General features: G+C 43.3%; 24 protein-coding genes, 1 rRNA gene and 1 riboswitch. Of the genes, 22 read left to right on the top strand and 3 right to left on the bottom strand.

What is annotated here, in order from left to right:
* Positions 1-6 precede the first annotated feature (6 nt).
* The 14 genes from rrf (at position 7) to purD (ending at position 13004) form a co-directional block, all read left to right on the top strand.
* A 5S ribosomal RNA gene (gene rrf, locus QT711_RS16450) occupies positions 7-122 on the top strand.
* Between the two features lie 58 nt (positions 123-180).
* The gene (locus tag QT711_RS16445) at positions 181-339 is read left to right on the top strand and encodes a hypothetical protein (protein WP_317946064.1); all 159 of its coding nucleotides are present in this window, start codon (positions 181-183) and stop codon (positions 337-339) included.
* A gap of 715 nt (positions 340-1054) precedes the next feature.
* Complete coding sequence (locus QT711_RS16440) at positions 1055-1576, top strand: DUF2179 domain-containing protein (protein ID WP_317946062.1); 522 nt, start codon at positions 1055-1057, stop codon at positions 1574-1576.
* Positions 1573-1764 (top strand): NETI motif-containing protein, encoded by a 192-nt coding sequence (locus tag QT711_RS16435; RefSeq protein ID WP_317946060.1) that lies wholly within the window; start codon positions 1573-1575, stop codon positions 1762-1764. Before QT711_RS16440 ends, QT711_RS16435 begins: the two co-directional genes overlap by 4 nt.
* 84 nt (positions 1765-1848) lie before the next feature.
* A riboswitch (purine riboswitch) is annotated at positions 1849-1948 on the top strand.
* Positions 1949-2098: 150 nt separating this feature from the next.
* On the top strand, positions 2099-2587 hold the full coding sequence (gene purE, locus QT711_RS16430) for a 5-(carboxyamino)imidazole ribonucleotide mutase (RefSeq protein WP_317946058.1): 489 nt from the start codon (positions 2099-2101) through the stop codon (positions 2585-2587).
* Positions 2584-3702 carry a 5-(carboxyamino)imidazole ribonucleotide synthase gene (purK, locus tag QT711_RS16425; RefSeq protein ID WP_317946056.1) on the top strand — a complete coding sequence of 373 codons (1119 nt, stop codon included), beginning with the start codon at positions 2584-2586 and terminating at the stop codon, positions 3700-3702. Before purE ends, purK begins: the two co-directional genes overlap by 4 nt.
* An 82-nt stretch (positions 3703-3784) precedes the next feature.
* Positions 3785-4039: a phosphoribosylformylglycinamidine synthase subunit PurS gene (purS, locus tag QT711_RS16420; RefSeq protein ID WP_317946054.1), complete on the top strand. Its 255-nt coding sequence runs from the start codon at positions 3785-3787 to the stop codon at positions 4037-4039.
* Complete coding sequence (purQ, locus tag QT711_RS16415) at positions 4036-4713, top strand: phosphoribosylformylglycinamidine synthase subunit PurQ (protein ID WP_317946052.1); 678 nt, start codon at positions 4036-4038, stop codon at positions 4711-4713. The genes purS and purQ overlap by 4 nt, the downstream gene beginning before the upstream one ends.
* A complete protein-coding gene (gene purL / locus QT711_RS16410; protein WP_317946050.1) occupies positions 4697-6928 on the top strand; it encodes a phosphoribosylformylglycinamidine synthase subunit PurL in 2232 nt (743 codons plus the stop codon). The genes purQ and purL overlap by 17 nt, the downstream gene beginning before the upstream one ends.
* Positions 6904-8331, top strand: a complete 1428-nt coding sequence (gene purF / locus QT711_RS16405; protein ID WP_317946048.1) for an amidophosphoribosyltransferase — start codon at positions 6904-6906, stop codon at positions 8329-8331. Before purL ends, purF begins: the two co-directional genes overlap by 25 nt.
* A 200-nt stretch (positions 8332-8531) precedes the next feature.
* The gene (gene purM, locus QT711_RS16400) at positions 8532-9590 is read left to right on the top strand and encodes a phosphoribosylformylglycinamidine cyclo-ligase (protein WP_317946046.1); all 1059 of its coding nucleotides are present in this window, start codon (positions 8532-8534) and stop codon (positions 9588-9590) included.
* Positions 9587-10171, top strand: coding sequence for a phosphoribosylglycinamide formyltransferase (purN, locus tag QT711_RS16395; protein WP_317946044.1), 585 nt, complete (start codon positions 9587-9589; stop codon positions 10169-10171). The genes purM and purN overlap by 4 nt, the downstream gene beginning before the upstream one ends.
* Positions 10172-10190: 19 nt before the next feature.
* On the top strand, positions 10191-11726 hold the full coding sequence (purH, locus tag QT711_RS16390) for a bifunctional phosphoribosylaminoimidazolecarboxamide formyltransferase/IMP cyclohydrolase (protein WP_317946042.1): 1536 nt from the start codon (positions 10191-10193) through the stop codon (positions 11724-11726).
* An 18-nt stretch (positions 11727-11744) separates the two neighbouring features.
* Entirely contained in the window at positions 11745-13004 is a 1260-nt protein-coding gene (gene purD / locus QT711_RS16385; RefSeq protein WP_317946040.1) for a phosphoribosylamine--glycine ligase, read from the top strand.
* 226 nt (positions 13005-13230) lie between these two features.
* Here purD and QT711_RS16380 read toward each other — a convergent pair whose 3' ends face one another.
* From QT711_RS16380 to QT711_RS16370, 3 genes are read right to left on the bottom strand one after another with little or no spacing between them, the layout of a single operon-like run.
* Positions 13231-14322, bottom strand: coding sequence for a Ger(x)C family spore germination protein (locus QT711_RS16380; protein WP_317946038.1), 1092 nt, complete (start codon positions 14320-14322; stop codon positions 13231-13233).
* A complete protein-coding gene (locus tag QT711_RS16375; protein WP_317946036.1) occupies positions 14319-15413 on the bottom strand; it encodes a GerAB/ArcD/ProY family transporter in 1095 nt (364 codons plus the stop codon). Before QT711_RS16375 ends, QT711_RS16380 begins: the two co-directional genes overlap by 4 nt.
* Positions 15406-16770 carry a spore germination protein gene (locus QT711_RS16370; protein WP_317946034.1) on the bottom strand — a complete coding sequence of 455 codons (1365 nt, stop codon included), beginning with the start codon at positions 16768-16770 and terminating at the stop codon, positions 15406-15408. Before QT711_RS16370 ends, QT711_RS16375 begins: the two co-directional genes overlap by 8 nt.
* 181 nt (positions 16771-16951) lie before the next feature.
* On the opposite strand from QT711_RS16370, the gene QT711_RS16365 reads away from it, so the two are divergent.
* The 8 genes from QT711_RS16365 (at position 16952) to gatC (ending at position 26809) form a co-directional block, all read left to right on the top strand.
* Positions 16952-18670 carry an adenine deaminase C-terminal domain-containing protein gene (locus tag QT711_RS16365; RefSeq protein WP_317946033.1) on the top strand — a complete coding sequence of 573 codons (1719 nt, stop codon included), beginning with the start codon at positions 16952-16954 and terminating at the stop codon, positions 18668-18670.
* Positions 18671-18679: 9 nt separating this feature from the next.
* Positions 18680-19756, top strand: a complete 1077-nt coding sequence (locus QT711_RS16360) for a DUF3048 domain-containing protein (protein ID WP_317946032.1) — start codon at positions 18680-18682, stop codon at positions 19754-19756.
* A gap of 26 nt (positions 19757-19782) precedes the next feature.
* Positions 19783-20100, top strand: a complete 318-nt coding sequence (locus QT711_RS16355) for a YerC/YecD family TrpR-related protein (protein ID WP_317946031.1) — start codon at positions 19783-19785, stop codon at positions 20098-20100.
* A 106-nt stretch (positions 20101-20206) separates the two neighbouring features.
* On the top strand, positions 20207-20899 hold the full coding sequence (locus QT711_RS16350) for a heptaprenylglyceryl phosphate synthase (RefSeq protein WP_317946030.1): 693 nt from the start codon (positions 20207-20209) through the stop codon (positions 20897-20899).
* A 55-nt stretch (positions 20900-20954) separates the two neighbouring features.
* On the top strand, positions 20955-23189 hold the full coding sequence (gene pcrA / locus QT711_RS16345; protein WP_317946028.1) for a DNA helicase PcrA: 2235 nt from the start codon (positions 20955-20957) through the stop codon (positions 23187-23189).
* Positions 23190-23201: 12 nt separating this feature from the next.
* Positions 23202-25214 (top strand): NAD-dependent DNA ligase LigA, encoded by a 2013-nt coding sequence (ligA, locus tag QT711_RS16340; protein WP_317946026.1) that lies wholly within the window; start codon positions 23202-23204, stop codon positions 25212-25214.
* 6 nt (positions 25215-25220) lie between these two features.
* The gene (locus QT711_RS16335; RefSeq protein ID WP_317946024.1) at positions 25221-26336 is read left to right on the top strand and encodes a CamS family sex pheromone protein; all 1116 of its coding nucleotides are present in this window, start codon (positions 25221-25223) and stop codon (positions 26334-26336) included.
* A gap of 185 nt (positions 26337-26521) precedes the next feature.
* A complete protein-coding gene (gene gatC / locus QT711_RS16330; RefSeq protein ID WP_317946022.1) occupies positions 26522-26809 on the top strand; it encodes an Asp-tRNA(Asn)/Glu-tRNA(Gln) amidotransferase subunit GatC in 288 nt (95 codons plus the stop codon).
* Positions 26810-26813 lie beyond the last annotated feature (4 nt).

The following is a 26813-nucleotide window of genomic DNA, read 5'->3' as shown; positions in this document are numbered from 1 at the left end:
TAATTGTCTGGTGACGATGGCGAAGAGGTCACACCCGTTCCCATACCGAACACGGAAGTTAAGCTCTTCAGCGCCGATGGTAGTAGGGGGCTTCCCCCTGTGAGAGTAGGACGTCGCCGGGCAAAGGCCATCCCCAATTGGGGGTGGTTTTTTTGTGTATTCATGAGATTTTAGAATGAGATGAACAAACTTGCGAAGTGTAGAATGGAACAGGGAGCTGTTTCAGAGGAATTCAGTAAGAAGTATACAAAGATTGCCTTGTACCGCGGAGGGCTTTCCGTTGTTGGCATGCTTGTCGCGCTGCATGCACTTGACAAACTAAGGGGGAATTTTAGGTGAGATAATGTGGTTATTCGAGTTCTTGGTATTTATGCGGCGTTTGGGGAGAATATGCCGCGAATGAAGCGTTAATGAACCGTTTACGGGGTTTATGCGCCGTTTTGGAAAAGTATGCCGTGATTGAAGAGTTTATGCGGCGTTTTGCCGAAGTATGCGTTATTAAGGTACATATCATATTCTCTTTACGACAATTGGCTACCGATCTACAGTCTCCCTCCACAATCACCCCGTTAAAGTGTCAAAACCCATTTGGCGCGAATTAGAATCAAATAAATAAACTTAGCTCCCCGCGAAATTTAAATCAGTTAGAAGAAATTGATTCCCCACTCTTAATTAAACTCTTACACAAATAATGTTACCAATGCCGCATAACGAATCGAAACGCAGCAAAAGTTGGCCAAACGCAGCATAATCGCTTCAAACGCCGCAAACTTTGGTCAAACGCAGCATAATCGCTTCAAACGCCGCAAACTTCTCTCAAACGCCGCATAATCGCCTCAAACACGGCAAACTTTGGCCAAAAGCCGCATAATCACCTAACTCGACGCATATAAACGATTCCATTCGGGTACATAGTAAAATATATTGATGAACAATAAGAATCTGTTTGTATGGAACTAATTCCTCCAAAATTAACAAGCAATCTCTTGAATTCTTTTCCTGTGAACGATACGATGGAAGTCATCCTAGTGAAAAGGAATGATGTAAATTGACGATGTTTATGATAATTCTTGTCATTAATATTGTGTATGTATCGTTTTTTACGATTCGGATGATACTTACGCTTAAAGGCTATCGGTATATTGCAGCGCTCGTCAGTATGGTAGAAGTGGTCATTTATATTGTGGGTCTTGGTTTAGTGCTGGATAATTTGAATGAAATACAAAATATTGTTGCGTATGCGGTTGGGTATGGTATTGGGATTATTATTGGTACGAAAATTGAAGAGAAAATGGCGTTAGGGTATATTACTGTAAACGTCATCACTGCTGATATCGATCATACGATGCCGAAATTGCTGCGTGATAAAGGATATGGTGTGACAGATTGGTCTGCGAATGGACTAGAAGGGAATCGTTCAGCGATGCAAATTTTGACACCGCGTAAGGATGAATTGAAATTGTATGATACGATAAAACAGATTGACCCAAAAGCATTTATTATTGCGTATGAGCCAAAGACGATTCATGGTGGGTTCTGGGTGAAGACTGTTCGGAAAGGGAAATTGTTTAAATGAGTGCAAAGAAAAAGACCGTATGGTTTGAAGTGGAAGAAGGAGAAGGGATTACGGATTGTTTGCAACGATTGGCAGATGCAGGCTATTCGGTCGCAGGACGTAAAGAGGAACCGATTTTTGAAGAAGTGGATGGGCAGTATATTCCGATTCGACAAGTCATTAAATTTAAAGGTGTACTTAGTGAGTAATAGTGAATACACGAACGTTGTTAAAATATATCGTTTTAATCGTTCGTATTTTTATTGACGAGCTTATTATCTATTGGTACTATAAAGAAGTGATAGAGGAACCCGCATATATGTTGGAGGATTGGCTTCAACGTTTCTACCAGGACACCGTAATGTCCGGACTATGAGGGAAAGCGATTTTTTGGATTCAGCGAAAGGTGTGCCATGGAGAATGGATACAATCATCTTAACGCTTATTATTGATCCTTGAATGAACTGCTTTCCATGTATGTGGAACGCGGCTTATTCAAGGGTTTTTTTGTAGAAAAGAAACGAGCAAAGGAGTCGATTGTCGGTGCAACCAAAAGTGGGTGTCATTATGGGAAGTAAAAGTGATTGGGACACGATGAAGCATGCTTGTGACATTCTCGAAGAGTTAGAAGTGCCTTTTGAAAAAAAGGTGGTTTCTGCACATCGTACGCCGGATTTAATGTTTGCGTATGCTGAGGAGGCTCAAGCAAGAGGGATTGAAGTCATTATTGCAGGTGCTGGTGGAGCAGCACATTTACCAGGCATGGTAGCAGCGAAGACATTAGTACCTGTGATTGGTGTGCCTGTTCAATCAAAAGCCTTGAATGGGATGGACTCATTACTTTCAATCGTTCAGATGCCTGGTGGCGTTCCAGTTGCAACTGTATCGATTGGAAACGCTGGTGCAACGAATGCAGGTTTGTTAGCTGCTCAATTTCTAGCGGTCCATGATGAAAAACTATTTGAACGACTTGCGCTTCGTCGAGAGAAGATGCGTGTACTGTCAATGGAAAGCAGTGGTGAGCTAATATGAAGACGATATTGCCTGGCCAAACGATTGGTATCATCGGGGGAGGACAGCTCGGTCGAATGATGGGGCTTGCGGCTAAGGAAGCTGGGTTTAAAATTGCAGTGCTTGATCCGACTATGGATTCACCGTGTGGACAAATTGCAGATATCCAAATCGTTGCACCTTACAATGACGAAGCGGCATTAGAAGAGTTAGGGGAAGTGAGCGATGTCATTACATATGAATTTGAGAACATTGACTACGAAGGGTTAGATCGTTTATCTCAAATTGCTTATGTTCCTCAAGGTGCTGAGTTAGTAAGGATTACACAAAACAGGATTGCTGAGAAAGCGGAGATTGTGGAAGCGGGTGCACCAGTTGCAACGTATGCCACTGCGGCTAGTTTTGAAGAGTTGAAAGAGAAGATTGAGAATGTCGGATATCCTTGTATCGTGAAAACGGCTTTTGGTGGGTACGATGGAAAAGGGCAAGTAAAACTGGATTCCTCAGCGCAGCTAGATGATGCTTACCCACTGTTTGCACATTCCGCATGTATTGCAGAAGCTTTCGTTCCGTTCAAAACGGAGATTTCGGTTATTATCCAGCGGAATATGGCGGGTGAAACTTATTGTTTGCCAGTATCTGAAAATATTCATAAACATCATATTTTACATGAGTCGATCGTTCCAGCTCGAGTAAGTGCAACTGTCATAGAGAAAGCAGAAAAAGCGGCGAAACAAATAGCTGATCATTTGAAGTTGGTCGGGACGTTAGCGGTAGAGATGTTTGTACTGGAGGATGGAGAAATTCTTATAAATGAGTTAGCTCCGCGTCCGCACAATTCAGGGCATTATTCAATCGAAGCGTGTAACGTGTCACAGTTCCATCAGCATATTCGAGCAATTTGCGGTTGGCCGTTACGTAAACCAAAGCTATGGGGTTCGTGCATCATGGTGAATGTGTTAGGAGAGCATGTAGCCCCTCTAAAGAAGATTGTAACGAGCTATCCTGATTGGTCTATCCATCTTTATGGGAAACAAGAGGCGAAAGAAAAACGGAAGATGGGGCACGTGACGATTATGACGCAGTCGATTGAAGAAACGTTGCAAGAAATTGAAGCAACGGGCATTTGGGAGTAAAGAAGACAAGCGATAGGAGTAGGAGTCATTTCATTACCACATAAATCGATTACAAACTAATTTGATTCGGGAGGAAACAAACATGACAAAAGTACAAGTATTCGTTTCATTACGCGAGAGTGTTGTAGATCCACAAGGTATTGCTACGAAGGATGCTCTGCATAAGTTAGGTTTCGATGAAGTTGGAAATGTCCGCATTGGAAAGATGATTGAACTTGATTTGGCAGGTACAAATTCGGAGATTGAAACACGTGTACATGAAATGTGCAATGCCCTTCTTGTCAATAAAGTAATCGAAAACTATCGCTTCGAAATCGAGGAGGTTGCGGGCAAATGAAGTTCGCTATACTAAGCTTTCCAGGCTCCAATTGTGATGAAGATATGAAGTATGCACTGACAGATATTATCGATGCACATGCAGAGATTGTGCAGCATTATGAAGCGGACTTGCAACACTATGATGGGGTTGTCATTCCGACAGGTGCTTCCTATGGAGACTATTTACGACCAGGTGCGCTTGCATTAAGCTCAGCTGCAATTGCTAGTTTACAAGCGTTCGCTGCTACAGGAAAACCAGTACTCGGTGTTGGAAATGGTTTTCAAATTCTTGTGGAAGCGGGCTTATTGCCAGGTGCTTTCTTGAGAAACAAAGGATTGAAGTTTAGAAGTGGCAACGCGACGGTTAAGGTTGAAAATACGGCATCTTTGTTTACTAATGCCTATGAACACGGCCAACATATTACACTTCCGTTTGCCCATGAATACGGCAATTACTATGTCGAAGCTGACCTTGCCTCAACTTTGAAAGAAAATGGTCGAATCGCTTTTACATATGCAGATGGCAATCACGATGGTAGTGTTGAAGCGATTGCTGGGGTTCTGAATGAACAAGGAAATGTTTTAGGGATGATGCCATTGCCTGAACGAGCTGTGGAAGTACTCATTGGTGGAACAGATGGTCTAGCATTATTTCAATCAATCTTGAAGAACGGGAGTGAACGTCATGCATGAACCGACAGCTCAGCAAATCAAAGATGAGAAATTGTATCGCCAAATGGGGATGACCGATGAGGAGTTTGATCGGGCAGTCAGTATGCTGGGACGGCTTCCGAATTATACAGAAACAGGACTGTTTTCTGCTATGTGGTCTGAGCATTGCTCCTATAAAAGTTCAAAACCGGTACTACGCAAGTTTCCAACTGAAGGAGCACGTGTCCTACAAGGACCGGGTGAAGGTGCTGGGATTGTTGATATCGGTGATAATCAAGCAGCTGTGTTTAAACTTGAATCCCATAACTCCCCTTCTGCAATCGAACCTTTCATCGGAGCAGCAACAGGAGCAGGTGGAATCATTCGTGATGTGTTTTCGATGGGAGCACGTCCCGTTGCTCTCGTGAACTCCATGCGCTTTGGAGATTTAACGGAAGCACGTGATCGTTATTTGTTTAAAGAAGCGGTAGCGGGTATTGCGAGCTACGGAAATACGATTGGAATCCCAACAATTGCAGGAGAAGTGCAATTTGATAATTGCTATTCAAAACGCCCGCTTGTCAATGCGATGGCTGTTGGCTTACTGAACCATGAAGATATTCAAAAAGGGCTTGCTTCCGGTGTTGGCAATACCGTTATGTATGTCGGGGCAAAGACAGGACGTGATGGCATTCACGGTGCAACGATGTCTTCAGCAGAAGTGGCTGTCGATAAAGAAGAGGAACTGCCAGTCATGCAAGCAGGTGATCCGTATCTTGAGAAGCTCCTCATGGAGGCATGTCTAGAACTCGTGAAATCAGATGCGCTAATTGGTATTCAAGATATGGGGGCAGCCGGACTGACGTCTTCATCAGCTGAAATGGCTTCAAAAGCGGGCTATGGTGTGGAGATGAACTTGGATCTAGTTCCACAACGTGAAGAAGGTATGACTGCGTACGAAATGATGTTATCTGAATCCCAAGAGCGTATGCTCGTTGTCGTGAAGCAAGGTCGCGAACAGGAAATCATCGATTTATTCTCAAAATATGGGCTTGAAGCAGTTGCAATCGGTAAAGTGACGGATGATAAGATGTTAAGGCTTTACCATAAAGGGGAAATAGTAGCGGAAGTCTTAGCAGACACACTTGCTGAAGATGCACCTGTTTACTATAAAAAATCAGAAGAGCCTGCGTATTATAAGGAATTCCAAGCGATGGCCAATGAAGAGCCAAACGTTGAAGACTTGAAGGAGACGTTAGTAGCGTTATTGAAACGACCGACCATTGCGTCCAAGGAATGGGTGTACAACCAGTTTGATACGCAAGCACGTGCAAATACTGTTGTGGCTCCAGGCTCTTCAGCGGGTGTCATTCGGGTAAGAGGGACGAATAAAGGCCTTGCCATGACGGCAGATTGCAATTCGCGTTTCATATACCTTGATCCGGAAACGGGTGGAAAAATTGCTGTAGCTGAAGCGACGCGCAATCTGATCTGTTCAGGTGCTGAGCCAATTGCTGCAACGGATTGTTTGAATTTCGGTAGTCCGGACAAACCAGAAGTGTTTTGGCAAATTGAGAAATCTGCGGATGGAATTGCAGAAGCATGCCGTAAATTAAATGCACCCATTATTGGTGGGAATGTTTCAATGTCCAATGAAGTGAATGGAGTGCCTGTGTACCCGACGCCAACGATGGGGTTAGTAGGAATTGTCCACGATTTGGCGCAAGTGACGACTACATCGTTTAAACAAGCTGGTGATACGATTTACGTCATTGGGGAAGCGGCTACGGAATTCGGTGGCAGTGAATTGCAACAAATGATTGAAGGGAAGATTTTCGGTAAAGTGCCTGCAATCGATTTAGACGTGGAAGTAAACCGTCAAAAAGGATTGCTTACTGCGATTCAGAATGGCCTTGTCCAATCAGCTACTGATCTTTCAGAAGGTGGTTTTGCTGTAGCACTTTGTGAAAAGGCGTTTGATGCGAAAGGTCTCGGTGCAGAAGTGACGCTTTCTGGCTCACCAGTGACAGCGCTTTTCAGTGAAACACAGTCACGTTTCATCGTTACGGTAAAAGAAGAACATGCACATGCATTTGAGCAATTGAATGAGGACGCTGTACGAATCGGTACTGTGACCGATCGAGAGGAAATCAGGATTACGGGTGAAGAGGATTCCGTGTTGATAGATGGGACGGTGGAAGAGTTCCGTTCTGCATGGAAAGGAGCAATTGCATGCTTGCTGAGCTCAGAGGCTTAAACGAAGAGTGTGGAGTGTTTGGGATATGGGGTCATGAAGATGCGGCGCAGATCAGTTATTATGGTCTGCACGCATTGCAACATCGTGGTCAAGAAGGTGCTGGAATCGCGACGAAAGATCACAAAGGTCTTCATGTTGTGAAAGGGGAAGGCCTTGTCAATGACGTATTTTCAGGCGACGCTATACGAAGTTTGACAGGTCGCAGTGCGATCGGTCAAGTCCGGTATACGACAGAGGATGGGCGTGGTGCAGAAAACGTACAACCCCTCGTTTTTCGTTCAACGACAGGTAGTATGGCTATTGCACATAACGGGAACTTGATCAATGCAAAAGACTTAAAGGAAAGCTTAGAGAGACAAGGGAGCATTTTTCAAACGACTTCGGATACAGAAGTGTTAGCGCATTTGATTAAGCGAAGTAGCAGTGGGTCCTTGACACAGCGGGACCGTGTGAAAAAAGCGTTGTCCATGTTGAAAGGGGCTTTTGCTTTTGTTGTGTTGACGGAAGAAGGTTTAATGGTTGCTCAAGACCCGAACGGTTTACGACCGTTGTCGTTGGGGAAATTAGGGGATGCATGGGTCGTTTCTTCAGAGACATGTGCGTTTGACTTAATTGGCGCGGAATGCATTCGTTCTGTCGAACCGGGAGAATTGGTCATTATTAATGAAAGAGGTTTGCAGTCGGATCGTTTTGCTGAGCCAGCTGAACGGGCAATGTGTTCGATGGAGTATGTCTATTTCTCCCGACCGGATTCAGATATTGACGGCATAAATATTCATATGGCGCGCAAACGTTGCGGCAAGCAATTGGCTCGGGAAGTGAAAATTGAGGCAGACGTAGTGACAGGTGTACCTGATTCAAGTATTTCTGCAGCAATCGGCTTTTCAGAGGAAAGTGGCATCCCCTATGAATTAGGACTCATCAAAAATCGATATGTGGGTAGAACGTTCATCCAACCGACGCAGTCGATGCGTGAGCGTGGCGTGAAGATGAAACTGTCTCCAGTGCATCAAGTCGTTGCCGGGAAACGTGTCGTCATGGTCGATGATTCGATTGTGCGAGGAACGACGTCAAAACGGATTGTCAGTATGTTGAGGGATGCCGGTGCTACAGAAGTCCATGTCGTCATTGGTGCACCGCCTCTAGTGAGCCCTTGTTTTTATGGCGTCGATATTAGTACGGACTCAGAGCTAATTGCAACCGGACGTTCAGTCGAGGAAGTACGTGAGCTGATTGGAGCAGACTCGCTTACATTCCTTTCTGCTGAAGGGATGCTGAAAGCGATTGGCAGGTCACCTGAGATGAAAAATTGTGGCCAATGTCTTGCTTGCTTCACAGGTGAATATCCGACAGACATTTATGCGGATACGGTATTGCCGCATGAGAAGGAAATCGGACGGTAAGTGATTGTCAGACGCACAAATACCGATCCGTTCGATCTTTTAGCTTGCGTCGTTGATTGTCCATGTAGACGCACTCATACGTAGTTGATGACGTATAAGCGGCTCTGTTTGGTTTACTCAAAGGTGTTACGTATCCAGTAGGTTGGTAATTCGTCATTGTGATGGATAGTTGTACATATTTGCTCAAAGGAGGAAATTCCATGTCGAAGGCTTACGAAAAAGCGGGTGTCAACATTGAAGCGGGTTATGAGTCCGTAGAACGCATGAAATCACATGTTGCACGGACAGCACGTAAAGGGGTTGCGGGTGCATTTGGTGGTTTCGGTGGAATGTTCGATCTTTCTGCGCTCGGGTATAAAGAGCCTGTGCTCGTTTCCGGTACAGATGGAGTCGGAACAAAACTGAAAGTGGCATTCATGGCTGATCAGCATGATACAATTGGCATTGACTGTGTTGCGATGTGTGTAAATGACATTGTTGCTCAAGGGGCAGAACCGCTTTATTTCTTAGATTATATCGCACTCGGAAAAGCAGTTCCTGAAAAAGTGGAAGCGATTGTCAAAGGAATTGCGGATGGTTGTGTACAAGCCGGTGCTGCGTTAATCGGTGGCGAGACAGCTGAAATGCCAGGACTTTACGAAGTCGATGAGTACGATGTAGCAGGATTTGCTGTCGGTGCTTGTGAAAAAAGCAACATTGTGACAGGTGAGTATGTACAAGAAGGCGATGTGTTAGTCGGTCTCGCTTCTAGCGGAATTCATTCAAACGGTTTTTCGTTAGTACGTCAAATTGTTTTTGAAGAGCAAGGCTATACGATGGATGAATACATTGCTGGTTATGAAGAACTTGGACGAATTGGTCACGCGCTGTTGGAACCAACTAAGATTTATGCAAAACCCGTCCTGCAAATACATGAAGAGTTAGACGTACATGCAATGGGGCATATTACAGGTGGTGGTTTCTTTGAAAACCTTCCTCGAATGTTCCCACAAGGTTTTGGTGTGGAAGTGAAGCTCGGCTCTTGGCCGGTACTCCCTATCTTCAACATGTTAAAACATAAAGGGGAATTACTTGATAAAGACCTGTATAGTGTCTTTAATATGGGCATCGGATTTGTGATCACCCTTCCTGCTGAACAGGCGAAACGCGCTATTCAAATTGCAGCTTTGCACGGGGAAGATGCATACGAAATTGGTCGTGTCGTTAAGTCGGAAGGCATTACGTTCATTGGTAAGCACGATGGGAGTTTAGCGCAATGAAAGAAAAGGTGAAGATTGCGGTCTTTGCTTCAGGGAGCGGCAGCAATTTTGCCGCTCTTGAAAATGCATGCCGTGAAGGGGAATTGAACGCAGAGATTGCGCTTGTCATGACGGATAAACCGGCTGCCTTCGTTGTTGAACGTGCCAAGCAAGCTGCAGTTCGCGTCGTAGCAGTTGAGCCTAAAGCGTTCCCAACTAAGAAAGCATTTGAAAAAACGGTAATTGACATTCTCCGCCAAGCTGAAGTGGAATGGATTGTATTAGCCGGTTATATGCGTTTGATCGGTCCTGATTTGTTGGCCGCTTTTCCATCACGCATTGTTAACATCCACCCTTCCTTATTACCATCGTTTCCAGGTAAGGACGCAATCGGACAAGCGATTGCGCATGGCGTGAAAGTGACAGGCGTCACCGTACATCTTGTAGATGAAGGAATGGATACAGGCCCGATTCTTGCGCAAGAAGCTGTTCGGGTTGTGGATGGGAATACTGAAATGACTGCACAATCCATTCATGCCATTGAGCATGTCATTTACAAAGAAACGTTGCAAAAATTATTTGTCGCTAACGCAATTAACTAGTAATCGGAGGATATAAATCATGAAAAAACGCGCATTGCTCAGTGTGTCGGACAAAGCTGGGATTTTAGAATTTGCACAAGCGCTTGTCGCATTGGATTACGAAATTCTGTCAACAGGCGGAACGATGAAACATTTAAAAGACAATGGAGTAGCAGTCACAGCTGTCGATGAAGTGACAGGTTTCCCGGAAATTATGGAAGGCCGCGTAAAAACATTAAATCCGATGATCCATGGTGGTTTGCTTGCTAAACAAGATGATAGCTCCCACATAGCACAAATGAAGGAACACGGGATACAACCAATCCATATCGTATGTGTGAATTTGTATCCATTCAAAGAAACGATCGCCAAACCCGACACAACAATTGAGGATGCTATAGAGAACATTGACATTGGCGGCCCAGCAATGTTACGTGCATCGGCTAAAAACCATGCTTATGTTACCGTCATCGTGGATGCAGGAGACTATGAGCAAGTGCTTAAAGAATTAACATCTGCTGGTGAAACGACACTGGAAACTCGTCGCCGTCTTGCAGCAAAAGTATTCCGGCATACCGCGGCGTATGATGCCCTTATTTCGAGCTATTTGACAGATCTTGCTGGTGAACAATTCCCGGAGCAAGTGACCTATACATACGAATTGAAACAACCGCTCCGTTATGGTGAAAATCCACATCAGAAAGCGGCATTTTATAGCCGTCCGCTCGGCTCGGATTTCTCAATTGCTTATGCAACGCAATTGCACGGAAAAGAACTATCCTATAATAATATTCAAGATGCGAATGCTGCCCTTCAAATCGTCAAGGAGTTCCAACAACCGGCTGCTGTCGCAGTAAAGCATATGAATCCGTGTGGAGTTGGTACTGGAGCAACAATTGCTGAAGCGTTCAATAAAGCATATGAAGCAGATGCTACCTCGATTTTTGGAGGGATTGTGGCACTAAATCGTGAAGTGGATGCGAAAACTGCAGAGCAATTATCGTCAATCTTCCTGGAAATCATTATCGCACCATCGTTTACAGATGAAGCAATGGAGCTGTTGACACAGAAGAAAAACATCCGTTTATTGACCATTTCGTTCACCCAGCAGAAAAAAGATCAGTGGAACACGGTTTCTGTAGAAGGTGGGTTGCTCATACAACAACCGGATACATATGGGTTCGATGATGCGGACATTCGTGTTGCTACAGATCGTAAGCCGACAGAAGCAGAGTGGGAAGCGTTGAAACTCGGTTGGTCCGTTGTCAAACACGTGAAGTCTAATGCAATTGTCGTATCAGATGCGCAAATGACGTTAGGTGTAGGTGCAGGGCAAATGAATCGAGTAGGTGCAGCAACTATTGCATTGGCACAAGCGGGGGAACGGGCTAAAGGTGCCGCACTGGCATCGGATGCATTCTTCCCGATGGATGATACCGTTGAAGCTGCAGCACTAGCAGGTATTACAGCGATCATTCAGCCAGGTGGATCAGTGAAGGACGAAGATTCCATTAAGAAAGCGAATGAATACGGAATTACGATGGTATTCACGGGCGTGCGTCATTTCAAGCATTAATACAAGGGGGATCTATTCATGAAAGTTCTCGTAGTCGGAAGTGGGGGACGGGAGCACGCGATTGCAAGGCAATTTAAGCAGTCTCCTTCTGTCTCTGAAGTGTTTGTTGCGCCTGGGAATGATGGCATGAAAGAAGACGCTGAATGTGTACAAATACGCGCCAACGATTTTGCAGCGCTCGCAGAGTTTGTCGAAAAAAATGCGATTGACCTGACTTTTGTAGGTCCTGAGCAACCGTTAGCGGAGGGAATTGTTGATTACTTCCAAATACGAAATTTACGAATTTTCGGTCCGACACAAGCCGCAGCACAAATTGAAGGCAGCAAATCATTCGCCAAAGAATTAATGAAGAAGTACAACATTCCAACTGCAGCTTACGGCACCTTCACGGATGTGGACGAAGCAAAAGCATTCATCCGTCAACAAGGCGCACCTATTGTTGTAAAAGCCGATGGACTCGCTGCAGGTAAAGGTGTCGTCGTGGCAATGACAATGGAGGAAGCATTGGATGCAGTAGATGAAATGATTGGCAATCAAAAATTCGGTGATTCATCATCACGCGTCGTCATTGAGGAATACCTCGAAGGTGAAGAGTTTTCTTATATGTCGTTTGTCCATGCTGGGCGTATCTATCCAATGGTCATCGCACAAGATCATAAGCGTGCATTCGATGGCGATACAGGGCCGAATACCGGCGGCATGGGAGCATACTCGCCTGTTCCTCAAATTTCAGAACACGTCATCCAAGAAGCGTATAATCGGGTTATCGTACCGACTGTTGAGGCAATGGCATCAGTTGGTCTGCCTTTCACTGGGATCTTATACGCCGGACTCATTTTGACAGCTGAGGGACCAAAAGTGATTGAATTTAACGCTCGTTTCGGTGACCCGGAAACACAAGTCGTATTACCACGGATGGCATCTGACTTGGGAGAATTCATGATGGCGCTCATGACAGGCAAACCATATCAATTGAAATGGCATGATGATGCTGTGTTAGGGGTCGTCGTTGCTGCAGACGGTTATCCGGGAGATGTAGTAAAAGGAAATGCATTGCCAGAGTTAGATGTTTTAAAGAACATCGGTTTGGAAGTGTTCCATGCGGGCACAAAGATAGAAGGTGAAGGGTTTATCGGGAATGGAGGCCGTGTCCTCCTCGTTACATCGAAGGCTTCTTCATTGAAAGAGGCGCAGGAACATGTCTACCAAGGCTTAAATAACTTGGAGTGGAATGATTTCTTCTACCGTACAGATATTGGCTGGCGGACATTTGAGTAATTGATTAAACTACGTCTATAAAATCAAAAAAGCGCGAGAAACCATTTTGGGGTTGAATGGTTTCACGCGTTTTTCTGTTAGCGAAAAGTTGATGTTGCTAATGAGAAGTGATCCGCCGGTTTATGGGCGTGACACCTTTCAGTTTCGTTGCGACCCAATTGATCATTACCGCTTCTTGTCTGCATTCCATCTACACATGATCTTTCTAAAACGAGGTAGGCAGCTATCACTCAATCGCACCCGTACTTTTCAACTGCACGTCTACGGTTACATCGATTGGGAGTGTCGGATAGGCTTCTTTCCATTTATCAAATAGCCCTTCTTCATTCAATCGAGTTGCACGGTAACGCAGACCGAATCCAGGGTCAAGCTCTTCTTCTTGCAGCATCTTCAAGAAATCTAACAGCTTTTTCTCGATGGCTTTTGACGAAAGTTTATTATATTCATCTAACTTATTAATAGATAAAATCTTGTTAGATTGGCCAATGATCCCAATCATCTTGACATCTAACTTTATCGAAACAGGTTGATTGTTTTCTGTAATGATTTTATAAGACGTGCGAATATTATCGATATTGAGCATAAGAACTAAGTCGTCACTCTTTACTTTGTAATCAAATCCGCTCATTTCTTTAAATACTGAATTATAGTACTTCGTTTGGACGGATGTGAGAGCTAGGAATTTATCATTCTTTCCCGTCACGATTGCTTTATTGACACGAAGTTCAGTTTTATCCTCATTTGCCTCCATTATCGGAACAAAGGTATCAATTCCTTTACCGTAGTATTCCCGACGGAACTGAAACAAAAAGGTGGTTGTAATGAACGGACTTTCGGTGCCAGTATGATCGAAGAAATTAAAGATGGACACTGTGGAAGCAGATTCAGTAGAGGGTTCAGTTTTTAACACGTCTTCAGCGGTTGGACGTGCTGCAACAATATACGCAATGAGTTGGATATCACCTCTACGTGTAAAGTAATCCATATATTCCTCTACGCCATTAGCTAACAGTTCTTCATGAATGACTATAGCTTTTAGATGACCAAATTCAAGCACTTTGTCAGTATGTGTTTCGAGGATACGTAATGATTCACCAATTGTATCTCCTTCTTTTGAAAAATAGGCATATTTAGCACCTGAAGCATCTTTAACGGAGCCAATCGGTAAAGCGATTTTTACCGTCACTTTATATCCTTCTCCACTTTCACTAGGATCTATGCCAATCGCTGAAATGAATACACGTTTATCGATATCTTTAAAGCCACATCCTGAAAGAATTAAACAAAGTGAAATAACTAAAAATCGTAATTGCTTCATTTCTTCACACCTCGCTTAATGACGAAAAAGACGATGACCAAGATAGCAAAGAATAGGGGAAGTAAATTAAAAAAATTGCTCGTGAAAATGAATAGTTGATGCTCGGTCAAATAAGATACCATATAAATGCCACCAATCCAAAACAATAATAGAATCAGCGCAGGAGAAAGTTGTTTATCTCTCCACTTCAAATTTTTGAGCGGAAACACTGTTGAGAAGAACTTTACAGATACATGCCAATGAATAACAATGCTTAGTACAGCAATTGCTAAAAAGATTAATAAGAAGACGAAAAGTAAGCGTTCCACTATACCGAAGCGCATACGTATAGAGTCACTTGTTGAAATCCAAGGATAGATTAATCGATCGATTTCGTCGAAACCTGCAATGCCAATAGGCACGAAATAGGTTGTCAATAAGACAAATGTGCCAGCAACTCCGACAATGATAATCTGTTTGGTTCCAAAACGAATTTTTTCAGTTAGAAAACGATTAAAGACAACGAGATTGACAATCCCGATATACAAGTATGTGGAAGCTGTATAGGCGGAATAACTTGGCCACTCATTTACATGCATCAATGCGACTTTTACAAAATCCATATTAAATACGTCGTTCACATATGATTTAACGATGAGTAAAAAGACAAAAGGGCTAAATAGTATAACTGTCAGTTCAATCATGTACAACAAACTTTTCGTTTGTGCAAGCACTCCGTAAGAAATAATCAGCAAAAAACTAAGCACAAACATGAAAATAGATGTTTCTGGAGAAAAAAAACGAATGAGAATAAAAGTGAATGTCACTAAGGTTATAAGCCCGGCGATATACCAGTTCACTGCGAAATAGAGCAGAACAGGAACGGAAAACCATTTTGAAGTTCGGGTTTTGAGTAATTCAATGAGGTCTTGTCCGGGAAAATTGTTAAAACATTTGACGGTGATGAACGTAATAATTACACCCGAAATGGCTGCTAACCCCATGGAGAACAGCACACCGTTTTTACTTTCTACAACGAGTATTCTAGGAACTGTCGCAACTAAGTTCGCAACCATATTAATGAAAATTAAATAATAGACGTATCTATTCATCTCCATTCACCTTCAATTCATCAGTACGGTTTTTCCAATAGATTTTCAAATACGGTTTTCCAAAACTTTCTTTATTCGTCAAATACATCATAATGCCGAGCACACCAATGATGACCCCCGCCAAGCCAAATAGAGAGGCATACAGCAATAAAAAAAATCTTGAAATGCGAATAGAAAAACTCATTTCGTTGATGGGGATAACGAATGTTGAAATTGCAACGAGTGACACGACGATAATCATAATATTGGAAGCAAGGGCAGCCTCGACGACTGCTGTCCCAAGTATTAAACCACCGACAGTTGTTGCTGTTGCACTAACCGCCTTCGGTAATCGAATACTTGCTTCCGTGAGCAATTCAATAAAGACGAGCATGAAAAGCACTTCAATATAAGAAGGATAAGGAACTCCTATTCTGCTCCCGGCAACTGTAAGGGCAAGCTCTGTGCGAATGACATCTGGATTGAAAGAAATGATGGCTACATACAGTGCAGGCAAAATGATACAGGTTAGTAATCCTGCATAGCGTAGCATGAGCGTTGACAGTGAAATCCAAAAAGAGTGATAATGATCTTCCATTGAAACCATGAAATCAAAGAAGACTGCAGGTGCCATTGTCGCCTGGGGACTTCCGTCCACTAGTAGAACAACTTTTCCGGTGGCCAAATTATAGGCGATTCGATCTGGTCTTTCGGTTAATAATGTATCAGGAAACAATGTTAGTTTTTGATTGTTTAAATATAACTCTAAATCCCCTGTAGACTGGATAAGAGGGTTTTTTAAATCTTTCAACCGTTCTTTAACCAGATCTAGGACATGCGTATCAACATGTTTTTCATCATATAAAATGGCAATTGGCCGATTGGATTCATCGTTTAAACTAGCTGTCTCCACTACAAGTGAAGAAGTATAGTATCTATGGCGAATAATATTTAAATTTGTTTCCAAACTTTCACTTAAACCAAACTGAGGTCCATGAATTGTCGGTTCTAAAGCCGTTTCCAAAACTGTGTTTGTAACACTCTTCTTTATGTCCAATAAAAAAGTCCGCTGACCGACGACAACTAAGACATTCCCTTTCGTCAATTCGATGAGAAGTTGTCTTTCAGCTGGAACGTCGACTTTATTCGGCAGTGAAGAAAGATACTGAACAAAAGAGTCTGCGGCACGTAGTTCGAAAAATGGTTTAATAACAATTGTTTGAAGTAGTTGGCCATCTACCACACTTTTTAAATAGAGTACATGTGCTTTTGTTCCATCAATGTGTAATGGTGTTTGTATGATGTCAGCAGATGGTTGTAAATGATGAGCGAGACGTTGTACAAGAATGGGCGCTTGTTCATCATGATTACTATTCAACTTTCGTACCCTCCTTCCATAACCTTGCTCTTAGCGTAACCGAGAAAAAAGAAGTTCATTCTTACCTCTATAGGTTTGTCTTTATGACGGAACATTCTCTCTTCGCGCATATTGGCTCTATATTTCCAACGATTGCTATGCTACGATAAAACCATAGAAAGATAAAAGAGGAGTCAATATTATGTGGGACCAACATACAATAGATGGACAACTTCAAATTATTAACGGTAAAGCTTCGCCTGATATGGTGATCCAGAATGCTACTTACCTCCATTCTGTTTTAAAGCAGTGGGTAACAGGAAACATTTGGATTCATGGTGATCGTATTGTGTATACAGGCAGTCGAATGCCTGTCTTGATGGAGGAGACGGAAGTGGTTGACGCGACAGGGAAAAAAATCGTTCCCGGCTATATTGAACCGCATGTTCACCCATTTCAGTTGTACAACCCTGAATCATTTGCATCTTTTGCAGGGAAACGAGGCACGACGACATTCATTGCAGATAATTTGACGTTCTTCTTGCTCTTAGGGAATGAAAAGGCTTTCAAATTGGTTGACCAATTACACCAATTGCCATTTTCGTTTTATTGGTGGGCGCGGTTTGACTCGCAAACCGTGTTGCACAACGAGAGAGAAATGTTCACTCCAGCAGCAGTTGCTGAATGGATAAAGCGTAGCGATGTGCTGATGGGGGGAGAGCTGACGGGTTGGCCAAGACTTCTGAACGGCGATGCAGAGATGATGACCAATTTGTTTGCTGCCAAGGCTGCAGGCAAAAAGATTGAAGGGCATTTTCCGGGTGCCTCTGAACGAACGTTGGCTAGGATGAAGCTAATTGGCGCAGATGGGGATCATGAAGCGATGACTGTGGAAGAAGTGGAATCACGCTTACTTCATGGCTATGCGGTGACGCTTCGCCATTCTTCCATTCGTCCTGATTTACCGCATTTGTTAAGAGGTATTGTGGACAAAGGATTACATGTTTTTGATCATTTAATGATGACGACGGATGGATCTACACCTTCATTCCACACGGATGGGGTCATGGATAAATGTATCCAAGTTGCATTGGATGCCGATGTTAAACCAATTGATGCCTATGCAATGGCCTCCTATAACATAGCAAGATATTACGGAATGGATGATTTGCATGGACTCATTGCAACGGGTCGATATGCTACGCTGAACTTCCTTGACGACGAATGGCATCCGGTACCTACAGATGTCTTATCAAAAGGAAAATGGCTAAAGAGGGACAATGAATCCACTGGAACTTTCCAGCACGTGGATTGGTCCATCATTCCGGATTGTACACTCGATTTTGATTTGAGTGAACAAGATTTTGACTTTACACATCCTGTCGGCATTGGAATGGTCAATGATGTCATTACGAAACCGTATGAAGTAACGATCGATTTATCAGTGGACAAGTTAGCGGAAGAACATGATGAAAGTTTTCTTCTACTTGTCGATCGACATGGGAAGTGGCGTGTGAACACAGTCATAAAAGGCTTTGCCAATCAAGTTCAAGGATTGGCCTCGTCGTATTCAAATACAGGTGATCTCATTTTGATTGGCAAAGATAAGGGTGCGATGAAGCAAGCATTTGATGAGATGAAACGGATGAACGGTGGAATGGTGCTTGTCGAAGATGGCGAAGTTGTTGCTTCCATCGCTCTACCGATTGGTGGGGGATTATCTGCTTCCTCTGTAGAGCGTTTAATTGAAGAGGAAGTGGCGTTAAAAGAAGCTTTAGCGACTCGGGGTTACCAACATGGAGATGCGGTCTACACCTTTTTGTTTTTACAATCGACGCATTTGCCTTATGTTCGAGCTACGCAGCTAGGACTTTATCATGTAATGAAAAATGAAGTGATCATTCCGTCAGTGGAAAGATAGGGGGAAAAGATGGAAGGGAAAAACAGGGGATGGCTAGTCGGACTGGCGATCGTGTTGTTGCTGTTGTCGGCGTGTTCAAAAAATGAGAAAACAGATGCAGAAGAAGTGGACCACACACAAGAAAAACCCGAAATCATTGAAGTTGAGGATGAGCAGGAGGGAATGGATGACGAGCGAGCACTTTTTCCAACATTGTTTACAGGTGTAAAAGGTGAAACTGAAGTGGGCGATCGTGCAGTCCTTGCTACGATTAATAATCATCCTCAAGCTAGACCACAATCAGGTCTAAGTGCAGCGGATATCGTGTATGAGTTTGTGGCGGAAGGCAATGTCACTCGTTTTTTGGCACTCTTTCAAAGCGAGCTGCCAGAATTGATTGGACCCGTTCGAAGTGCCAGGGATTATTTTATAGAACTTGCTAAGGGGATGGATGCTTTTTATGTTGCGCATGGGTATAGCCCGGATGCGAAGGCATTATTAGATAAACGGTATGTCGATCATGTGAATGGCATGCAGTATGATGGCATTCTGTTTAAAAGGTCGGTTGAGCGTAAAGCGCCACATAATTCCTATATTAGTAATGAAAATGTACGGAAAGCGATTGAAATGACAAAATCGCAGGCTGTTGTCACAAAGATTCCTCCGTTTACGTTCCATGAATCGCTTGAGGATGCTAAAATAGAAGATATCGCCTCAATGCTTGTTGTTCGTTTCAGTAACAACAAAGAATTCATCAGTACGTTTGCTTACAACCCGGATAACGGGACTTACCAGCGTATGGTGAATGACGTCTTGACAGTCGATAAAGAAAACAATTTACCGGTTGAAGTGGCAAATGTTGTTGTCATAGAGACTGCCCACCGGACAATTGACAACGAGGGTAGACAAGCGGTAGATATTGAAAGTGGCGGCAAGGCAATGCTTTTTCAAGCGGGTGCTGTAAAAGAAATTGAGTGGAAGAACATTGATGGGTTTATCGTCCCGGTGGAAGACGGTGTACCTGTGAAATTGGTACCCGGGAAGACGTGGTTCCATGTCATCCCAACGTCACTTGGTTTGGCGAAATCCGTTTCCTATACTCCTTGACACGAATAGAAAGAGGGAGAACATATATGCAAATTGATAAAATTCGTAGTGAGCAAACGGATCAACTATTTAAAGCGATTTTGGAACTGAAGAATATTGAGGAATGCTATTCGTTCTTCGATGATCTGGCAACAATGAGTGAGCTGCAATCGATGACCCAGCGTCTAGAAGTTGCACATGCATTGAGACAAAAGAAGACATATGACCGGATTCAAAATGAAACCGGTGCAAGTACAGCGACTATTTCTCGGGTAAGACGATGTGTCGATTATGGTTCTGGCGGTTACAATATGGTGCTCAACCGTTTGTATCCTGAACTAGAAGAGAATACGGATAAGAAGTAAATCGGGCGGAGAATCTTTCCGCTCGTTTTTTTGGTATACTGTTGGATAGAGTTTACCTCAACATGTAGACGTGAAATGTTAACTTTACTAAATAGGTGGTCATACAATGGATATTAAAAATTGGCGTCACGCCTTTAAAGTGGACCCTGCAAAAAACATTACAGATCATGCGTTGGAACGGCTTGCTGAATCAGGGACAGACGGTTTGATCATAGGGGGGTCAGACGGCGTGACATTGGAGAACGTACTCGACCTTCTGGCACGAATCCGTCGCTATTCGGTTCCAGTCGCTCTTGAAGTATCGACTGTCGATTCGGTGACACCTGGATTTGACTTTTATTTCATTCCAACTGTGTTAAATGCGTCCAAGACAGAGTGGATCAACGGAATCCATCATGCTGCGTTAAAAGAATACGGTCATATGATGAATTGGGAAGAAGTCATTGCTGAAGGGTATTGTATCGTAAATGTCGATTGTAAAGCTGCAAAATTGACAGGTGTCGATAAAGTACCTGATGAAGAGGATGTCGTCGCGTATGCACGCATGGCGGAGCATTTGTTCAAGTTACCTGTCTTTTACTTAGAATACAGTGGAATGTTTGGGGATCCAGCGATCGTCAAAGCGGCTGCACGCGTGCTTGAGAACACGAAATTATTCTATGGTGGCGGCATTCGCAATGCTGAGGACGCAAGGGAAATGGCACGCCTAGCCGATACGGTAATAGTAGGTAATGTCATCTATGAAGATTTGGAAGCGGCGTTAACGACCGTACAAGCTGTGCAAACGATGTCCCATTGATGAGGAATATCATGTATAATAAAGAACAAACGTTCTAAGAAAGGCGGAATTCCTTATGAATGAACTAAGCGAAAACCTACTTGCCGGCATGAATCCGGAACAAGCGAAAGCAGTTAAAAAAACGGAAGGTCCATTGCTTATCATGGCAGGAGCAGGATCTGGGAAGACCAGAGTGTTGACACATAGAATTGCATATTTGATTGTTGAAAAAAACGTGTATCCTTCCAATGTTCTGGCAATCACCTTTACAAATAAAGCCGCACGTGAAATGCGGGAGCGAATTGACAGCCTGTTAGGACCAGGTACGGGTGAGCGCATGTGGGTGTCAACGTTCCACTCGATGTGCGTCCGGATTTTACGAAGAAATATTGATCGGATTGGCATGTCAAAGAACTTCACAATCTTAGACTCGTCAGATCAATTGACAGCGATTAAAAATGTTTTAAAAGAACGTAATATCGATTCGAAACAATACGATCCACGCACGATGCTAGGAACGATTAGTTCTGCGAAAAACGAATGTATCGATGCGGAGAAATTCAAAGCACAAATTAATATGCAAAACCCTTATGAAAAAACGGTTGCAACTGTCTATGAAGGGTACACAAAGAAATTACGTCAAAACCAATCCCTCGACTTTGACGACCTCATCATGATGACACTCACATTGTTCGAACGGGTCCCTGATGTCCTCGACTATTATCAGAACAAATTCCAATACATTCACGTTGATGAGTACCAAGATACGAACAACGCTCAATACCGACTTGTTAAAATGTTAGCGGCGAAGTTCCGTAATATTTGTGTTGTCGGGGATTCAGATCAGTCCATTTATAGATGGCGTGGTGCGGATATCGGTAATATCCTTTCGTTTGAAAAAGATTATACGGATGCAACGGTTATCATGCTGGAACAAAACTATCGTTCAACAAAGACGATATTACAAGCGGCGAATGATGTCATTCAAAACAACGAAAGTCGATACGATAAAAAACTGCGTACTGAAAACGAAAACGGGAATGCCATCACTGTTTATAAAGCAGCCGACGAGAAAGACGAGTCACAATACATTGTGCAAAAGATTATTGAGCTGAAAGAGGAAGAGAATTTGTCGCTCGATCAGTTTGCTGTCCTTTATCGCACGAACGCTCAATCCCGGATGATTGAGGAATATTTAGTAAAGTCCAATTTGGATTACACGATCGTGGGGGGGACAAAGTTCTACGATCGTAAAGAAATTAAAGACTTACTCGCGTACTTACGATTAATAGCCAATCCTGACGATGATTTAGCACTGGCACGTATTATTAATGAACCAAAACGTAGCATTGGCGCAACGTCATTTGAGCGGATGGCAATGTTTGCACTTGAAAACGAACGCTCCATTTTCGACGCACTACAGGAAGTCCACTTCATGGGGCTTACTGCAAAAGCGGCCAATGAAGCGGTCAAGTTCAGAGACATGATCGAAGGCTTTGCAAAAATGCAGGAATATTTACCGGTTACGGAATTGGTTGAACAAGTACTCGAAAAAACGGGTTATCGTGCGATGTTAGAACGCGAAAAGTCGATTGAAGCGGAGAGCCGTCTTGAAAATATTGATGAGTTCTTATCCGTAACGGAAGCTTTTGAGAAGCGGGCAGAAGAGGATGATAGTGACCGCTCACTCGTTGCCTTCTTAACAGACTTGGCGCTCATTGCGGATATTGACTCGTTGGATAAAGAGACGAACCAATCGACGGAGAAAATCGTCCTTATGACCATGCATGCTGCAAAGGGATTGGAGTTCCCGGTCGTCTTTGTCATTGGTATGGAAGAGAATATTTTTCCGCATTCCCGTTCAATTGGTGACAGTGCAGAAATGGAAGAGGAACGTCGACTTGCATACGTGGCAATCACGCGCGCAGAAAAAAGATTGTTTTTAACTTGTGCTGCCTATCGAACGATTTTTGGTCGTACTAGTTACAATAACCCGTCCCGATTCTTGCATGAAATCTCTGAAGACATTTTGGAAGTGGCGTCTACGAATTCATATGGATTCTCTTCGGGCGGTTTTGGTCGCTCATCTGCACCAGTACGTCCAGCGGTCAAAAAACCTGTTTACAAAACGAGTGGCGGAGAGAAGCTAGGATGGAAAGCTGGCGATAAAGCGGTTCACAAAACATGGGGGACCGGTATGGTCGTTAGCGTGAAAGGGAAAGAGGACGATGTCGAACTGGATATCGCTTTTCCGAATCCAATCGGCGTGAAGCGGCTACTCGCCAAATTCGCTCCAATAGAAAAAGCATAGGGAGAGGAACAAATGGAACGAAAAGAAGCTGAAAAGCGCGTGCAAGAACTAAATGATTTGCTGAAGAAGTATGGACATGCCTATTACGTAATGGACGAGCCACTTGTCTCCGATTCCGTTTATGATGCCCATTTGCAGGAGCTAATTGCCATTGAAGCACAGTTCCCAGAGTTGATACATCCCAATTCCCCTACGCAAAGAGTAGGCGGTGACGTTTTAGCTGGATTTAGTAAAGTCATCCATGCGTACCCGATGTTAAGTCTCTCCAATGTGTTCAACGAAGAGGATATCCGTGACTTCGATCGACGTGTACAAGCGGGCACGGGGCAACCGCTCAGTTATATTTGTGAATTAAAGATAGACGGCTTAGCCGTTTCATTAAGATATGAAAATGGAGAATTTGTACAAGGCTCCACACGCGGGGATGGAACGATTGGTGAGGACATTACAGCCAATCTAAAGACCATTCATGCCATTCCGTTAGAACTTGCTGAACCGGTAACCATTGAGGTTCGTGGTGAAGCATATATGCCGAAAAAATCATTTATGCGGTTGAATGAACGACGGGATGAAAACGGCGAAGAACCTTTTGCGAATCCACGAAATGCAGCTGCCGGTTCACTCCGTCAATTGGATCCTAAAATTGCGGCAAGCCGGAACCTGTCTGTATTTATATATGGAATCGGCGGCGATGGCGGTGCTTACGGTCAAGATACGCATGCAGATTCACTGGACTATTTAGCTTCTCTCGGTTTTCAGACGAATCCGTTCAGTAAACGATGCAAAACGATTGAAGACGTGCTTGTTTTCATTGAATCATGGCAAAATCGTAGACAGGATTTGGACTATGAAATCGATGGAATCGTCATTAAAGTCGATAGCTACGAAGAGCAGGAGCAATTGGGATTTACAGCAAAAAGTCCGCGTTGGGCAACTGCTTATAAATTCCCAGCAGAGGAAGTCCTTACGAAACTACGTGATATTGAGTTAAGCGTCGGCCGTACAGGAGTTGTCACACCAACTGCACTACTAGACCCGGTAAAAGTTGCCGGTACGACTGTTTCTAGAGCTTCATTGCACAATGAAGACCTCATCCGAGAAAAAGATATCCGCATCGGCGATACAGTCATCATCCGTAAGGCAGGCGATATCATCCCTGAAGTTGTAAGTGTCGTGATGGACCAGCGTAATGGAGATGAAGTGCCCTATCATATGCCGGAAAACTGTCCGGTATGTGATTCTGATCTGGTCAGGATTGAAGGAGAAGTCGCTTTACGTTGTGTGAATCCACAATGCCCAGCTCAAATGAAAGAAGCACTTATCCATTTTGTCTCTCGAAATGCGATGAACATTGAAGGTGTTGGGGAACGTGTTGTGGACCAACTTTATACGACAGGTCTTGTGAAAGATGTAGCCGATTTGTACGCGCTTACGAAAGAGCAACTGCTGTCCTTAGAAAGAATGGGTGAAAAATCTGCGACCAATCTCGTAAATGCAATTGCCGCTTCGAAAGAGAATTCTATGGAAAAGCTCCTGTTTGGCCTTGGAATCCGACATGTCGGCGCAAGAGCAGCAACTTTGTTGTCTGAAGAATTCGGTACGATAGATGCATTAGCTGAGGCTGACGTAGAACGACTCATTGCAATTCATGAAATTGGTGAGAAGGTTGCTGACTCCGTCGTTACATTTTTCGCAAATGAAGATGTCCAGGAAGTCCTTGACAAACTAAAGACTTTTGGTGTGAATATGACTTATAAAGGTCGTACCCGCCAGGAAGTACCGACTGAAGGTCCTTTTGCAGGAAAAACAATCGTCCTGACAGGAAAATTATCCATTTTAACGCGTAATGAAGCAAAAGAGCAAATTGAAGCGTTAGGTGGCAAAATCAGTGGGAGCGTAAGCAAAAAGACGGATCTCGTCATCGCAGGAGAAGACGCGGGTTCAAAACTGGCCAAAGCTGAAGAACTTGGTATTCCTGTATGGAACGAAACCGAGCTTGTCGATGCACTCGGTGAAAAGGAGTAATTCGTAATGAAAAGGTTATTACTAATACCGGTTGCGGCGACTGCTATTTTCTTAAGTGGTTGTTTACCATCAATCGGTCCTAAAAAAGAGGAAGTCATACAAGAAAACGATGAAAAAGTGGAAGAGACCGTCATTATTCCAGAAGCACAATTAAAAGATGACTATTATCCAACGCTACTCCCTTTTAAGAAAAGTGCCAGTCGTGGACTTGTCGTAAATAATATTTACACAAAATACGATATTGAGGAAGCCGAACAAGGCCTTTTGCGGTTATCCACACAGCATTTTGATACAAAAAAATACTATTTTCAAGAAGGGCAATATATTGATACCGATACTACAAGAGCTTGGTTATCTAGAAGCTCAACAAACGCTGAAGGACTGAACCCACCAGCAGCACAAGGGGAATCGGAGGAAGAGCAGCCGATATTTTTAGCCCATATTATTGAACAGAACTATTTGACGTTAACCGATGATAAAAAATTACGGTTATCAGGCATTTCAATCGGACTCGCGTTAAACTCCGTTTATTATGGCAAAAATGGTAAAGAAACGACGATTCCGGACAAAGAACTTGAACAGCAAGGCATGAAAGCTGCAGAAGAAATTGTTAAAAGAATGCGGGCAAAAGAAGGGTTTCAAGATATTCCAATTGTCGTAGGCTTATTTAAACAACAAAAACGGAATTCGATCGTGCCTGGTTCTTACTTTGCAACAACTCTTTTTGATAAAGGGAAAACGACTCCAAATGGATGGAAAGAAGTGAACGAACAGTACGTTTTGCTTCCAGCGTCGTCTTCAATTGAAAATTACCGGGATATTAACACGACGTACAACAATTTCAAACAGGACATCGATAAGTACTTTCCAAGTTTTGTGAACGTCGTTGCAACAGGACATTTCATAGACAATCGGATGCAGTCGCTAACAATTACTATTCCAATCCAGTTTTTCGGTAAAAGCGAAACGATTGGTTTTACGCAATTTGTGACGTCAAAAGTGAAAGATTATTATAAGGATATTGATGTGGAAGTGAGCATTACATCTGTGAATGGTCCTGAAGCGCTTATTGTCAAAAAGGCAGCGGATGAGGAGCCATTTGTTCATATTTATGGCTACTGACTATAAATGGTAAGAAGTATAATGGGTTTGTTAAGAATAAATACGATGTAAACTACTGAAATACATTCGAGTTAAATCTTAACAATCCCTCTTATTCGTAGCGGTTTGTTCCTGGAACAGTTACTTTTCAACATACCTGTTAGGTGGTATGATTAGTCGTACAATTGCAATAGGGAGGAACGAAAATGACGAAGTTTACACAAGATGATGTGCGGTACTATGCAAATTTTGCTAGAATTGCTGTCTCGGATCAAGACACAGAGCTCTTTTCAACAATCATTTCCGAGTTAGTTGAATTTGCAGAAGAACTGCAAGAAGTCGACACAACTGACATAGAACCGATGACACATCCATTGCAACTATTCAATGTTCTCCGTGAAGATCATCCGGAAGATATTCTGGACCGCGATGACATGTTGAAAAGTGTAAAAGAGCATGAAAACGGAATGATAAAAGTTCCGAATATCCTGTAAGAAG

Origin of the sequence: Sporosarcina saromensis (assembly GCF_033253735.1) — a bacterium.
GTDB classification, from domain to species: domain Bacteria; phylum Bacillota; class Bacilli; order Bacillales_A; family Planococcaceae; genus Sporosarcina; species Sporosarcina saromensis.
The sequence above is the reverse complement of the archived record's forward strand: the minus strand, read 5'-3'. Positions and strand labels throughout refer to the sequence as shown.

Excerpts from the sequence above, each read along its gene's own strand:
- QT711_RS16445 (WP_317946064.1), top strand. The coding sequence starts at position 181 with ATGAACAAACTTGCGAAGTGTAGAATGGAACAGGGAGCTGTTTCAGAG.
- QT711_RS16440 (WP_317946062.1), top strand. The coding sequence starts at position 1,055 with ATGTTTATGATAATTCTTGTCATTAATATTGTGTATGTATCGTTTTTT.
- QT711_RS16435 (WP_317946060.1), top strand. The coding sequence starts at position 1,573 with ATGAGTGCAAAGAAAAAGACCGTATGGTTTGAAGTGGAAGAAGGAGAA.
- purK (WP_317946056.1), top strand. The coding sequence starts at position 2,584 with ATGAAGACGATATTGCCTGGCCAAACGATTGGTATCATCGGGGGAGGA.
- purS (WP_317946054.1), top strand. The coding sequence starts at position 3,785 with ATGACAAAAGTACAAGTATTCGTTTCATTACGCGAGAGTGTTGTAGAT.
- purQ (WP_317946052.1), top strand. The coding sequence starts at position 4,036 with ATGAAGTTCGCTATACTAAGCTTTCCAGGCTCCAATTGTGATGAAGAT.
- purF (WP_317946048.1), top strand. The coding sequence starts at position 6,904 with ATGCTTGCTGAGCTCAGAGGCTTAAACGAAGAGTGTGGAGTGTTTGGG.
- purM (WP_317946046.1), top strand. The coding sequence starts at position 8,532 with ATGTCGAAGGCTTACGAAAAAGCGGGTGTCAACATTGAAGCGGGTTAT.
- purN (WP_317946044.1), top strand. The coding sequence starts at position 9,587 with ATGAAAGAAAAGGTGAAGATTGCGGTCTTTGCTTCAGGGAGCGGCAGC.
- purH (WP_317946042.1), top strand. The coding sequence starts at position 10,191 with ATGAAAAAACGCGCATTGCTCAGTGTGTCGGACAAAGCTGGGATTTTA.
- purD (WP_317946040.1), top strand. The coding sequence starts at position 11,745 with ATGAAAGTTCTCGTAGTCGGAAGTGGGGGACGGGAGCACGCGATTGCA.
- QT711_RS16380 (WP_317946038.1), bottom strand. The coding sequence starts at position 14,322 with ATGAAGCAATTACGATTTTTAGTTATTTCACTTTGTTTAATTCTTTCA.
- QT711_RS16375 (WP_317946036.1), bottom strand. The coding sequence starts at position 15,413 with ATGAATAGATACGTCTATTATTTAATTTTCATTAATATGGTTGCGAAC.
- QT711_RS16365 (WP_317946033.1), top strand. The coding sequence starts at position 16,952 with ATGTGGGACCAACATACAATAGATGGACAACTTCAAATTATTAACGGT.
- QT711_RS16360 (WP_317946032.1), top strand. The coding sequence starts at position 18,680 with ATGGAAGGGAAAAACAGGGGATGGCTAGTCGGACTGGCGATCGTGTTG.
- QT711_RS16355 (WP_317946031.1), top strand. The coding sequence starts at position 19,783 with ATGCAAATTGATAAAATTCGTAGTGAGCAAACGGATCAACTATTTAAA.
- QT711_RS16350 (WP_317946030.1), top strand. The coding sequence starts at position 20,207 with ATGGATATTAAAAATTGGCGTCACGCCTTTAAAGTGGACCCTGCAAAA.
- pcrA (WP_317946028.1), top strand. The coding sequence starts at position 20,955 with ATGAATGAACTAAGCGAAAACCTACTTGCCGGCATGAATCCGGAACAA.
- ligA (WP_317946026.1), top strand. The coding sequence starts at position 23,202 with ATGGAACGAAAAGAAGCTGAAAAGCGCGTGCAAGAACTAAATGATTTG.
- QT711_RS16335 (WP_317946024.1), top strand. The coding sequence starts at position 25,221 with ATGAAAAGGTTATTACTAATACCGGTTGCGGCGACTGCTATTTTCTTA.
- gatC (WP_317946022.1), top strand. The coding sequence starts at position 26,522 with ATGACGAAGTTTACACAAGATGATGTGCGGTACTATGCAAATTTTGCT.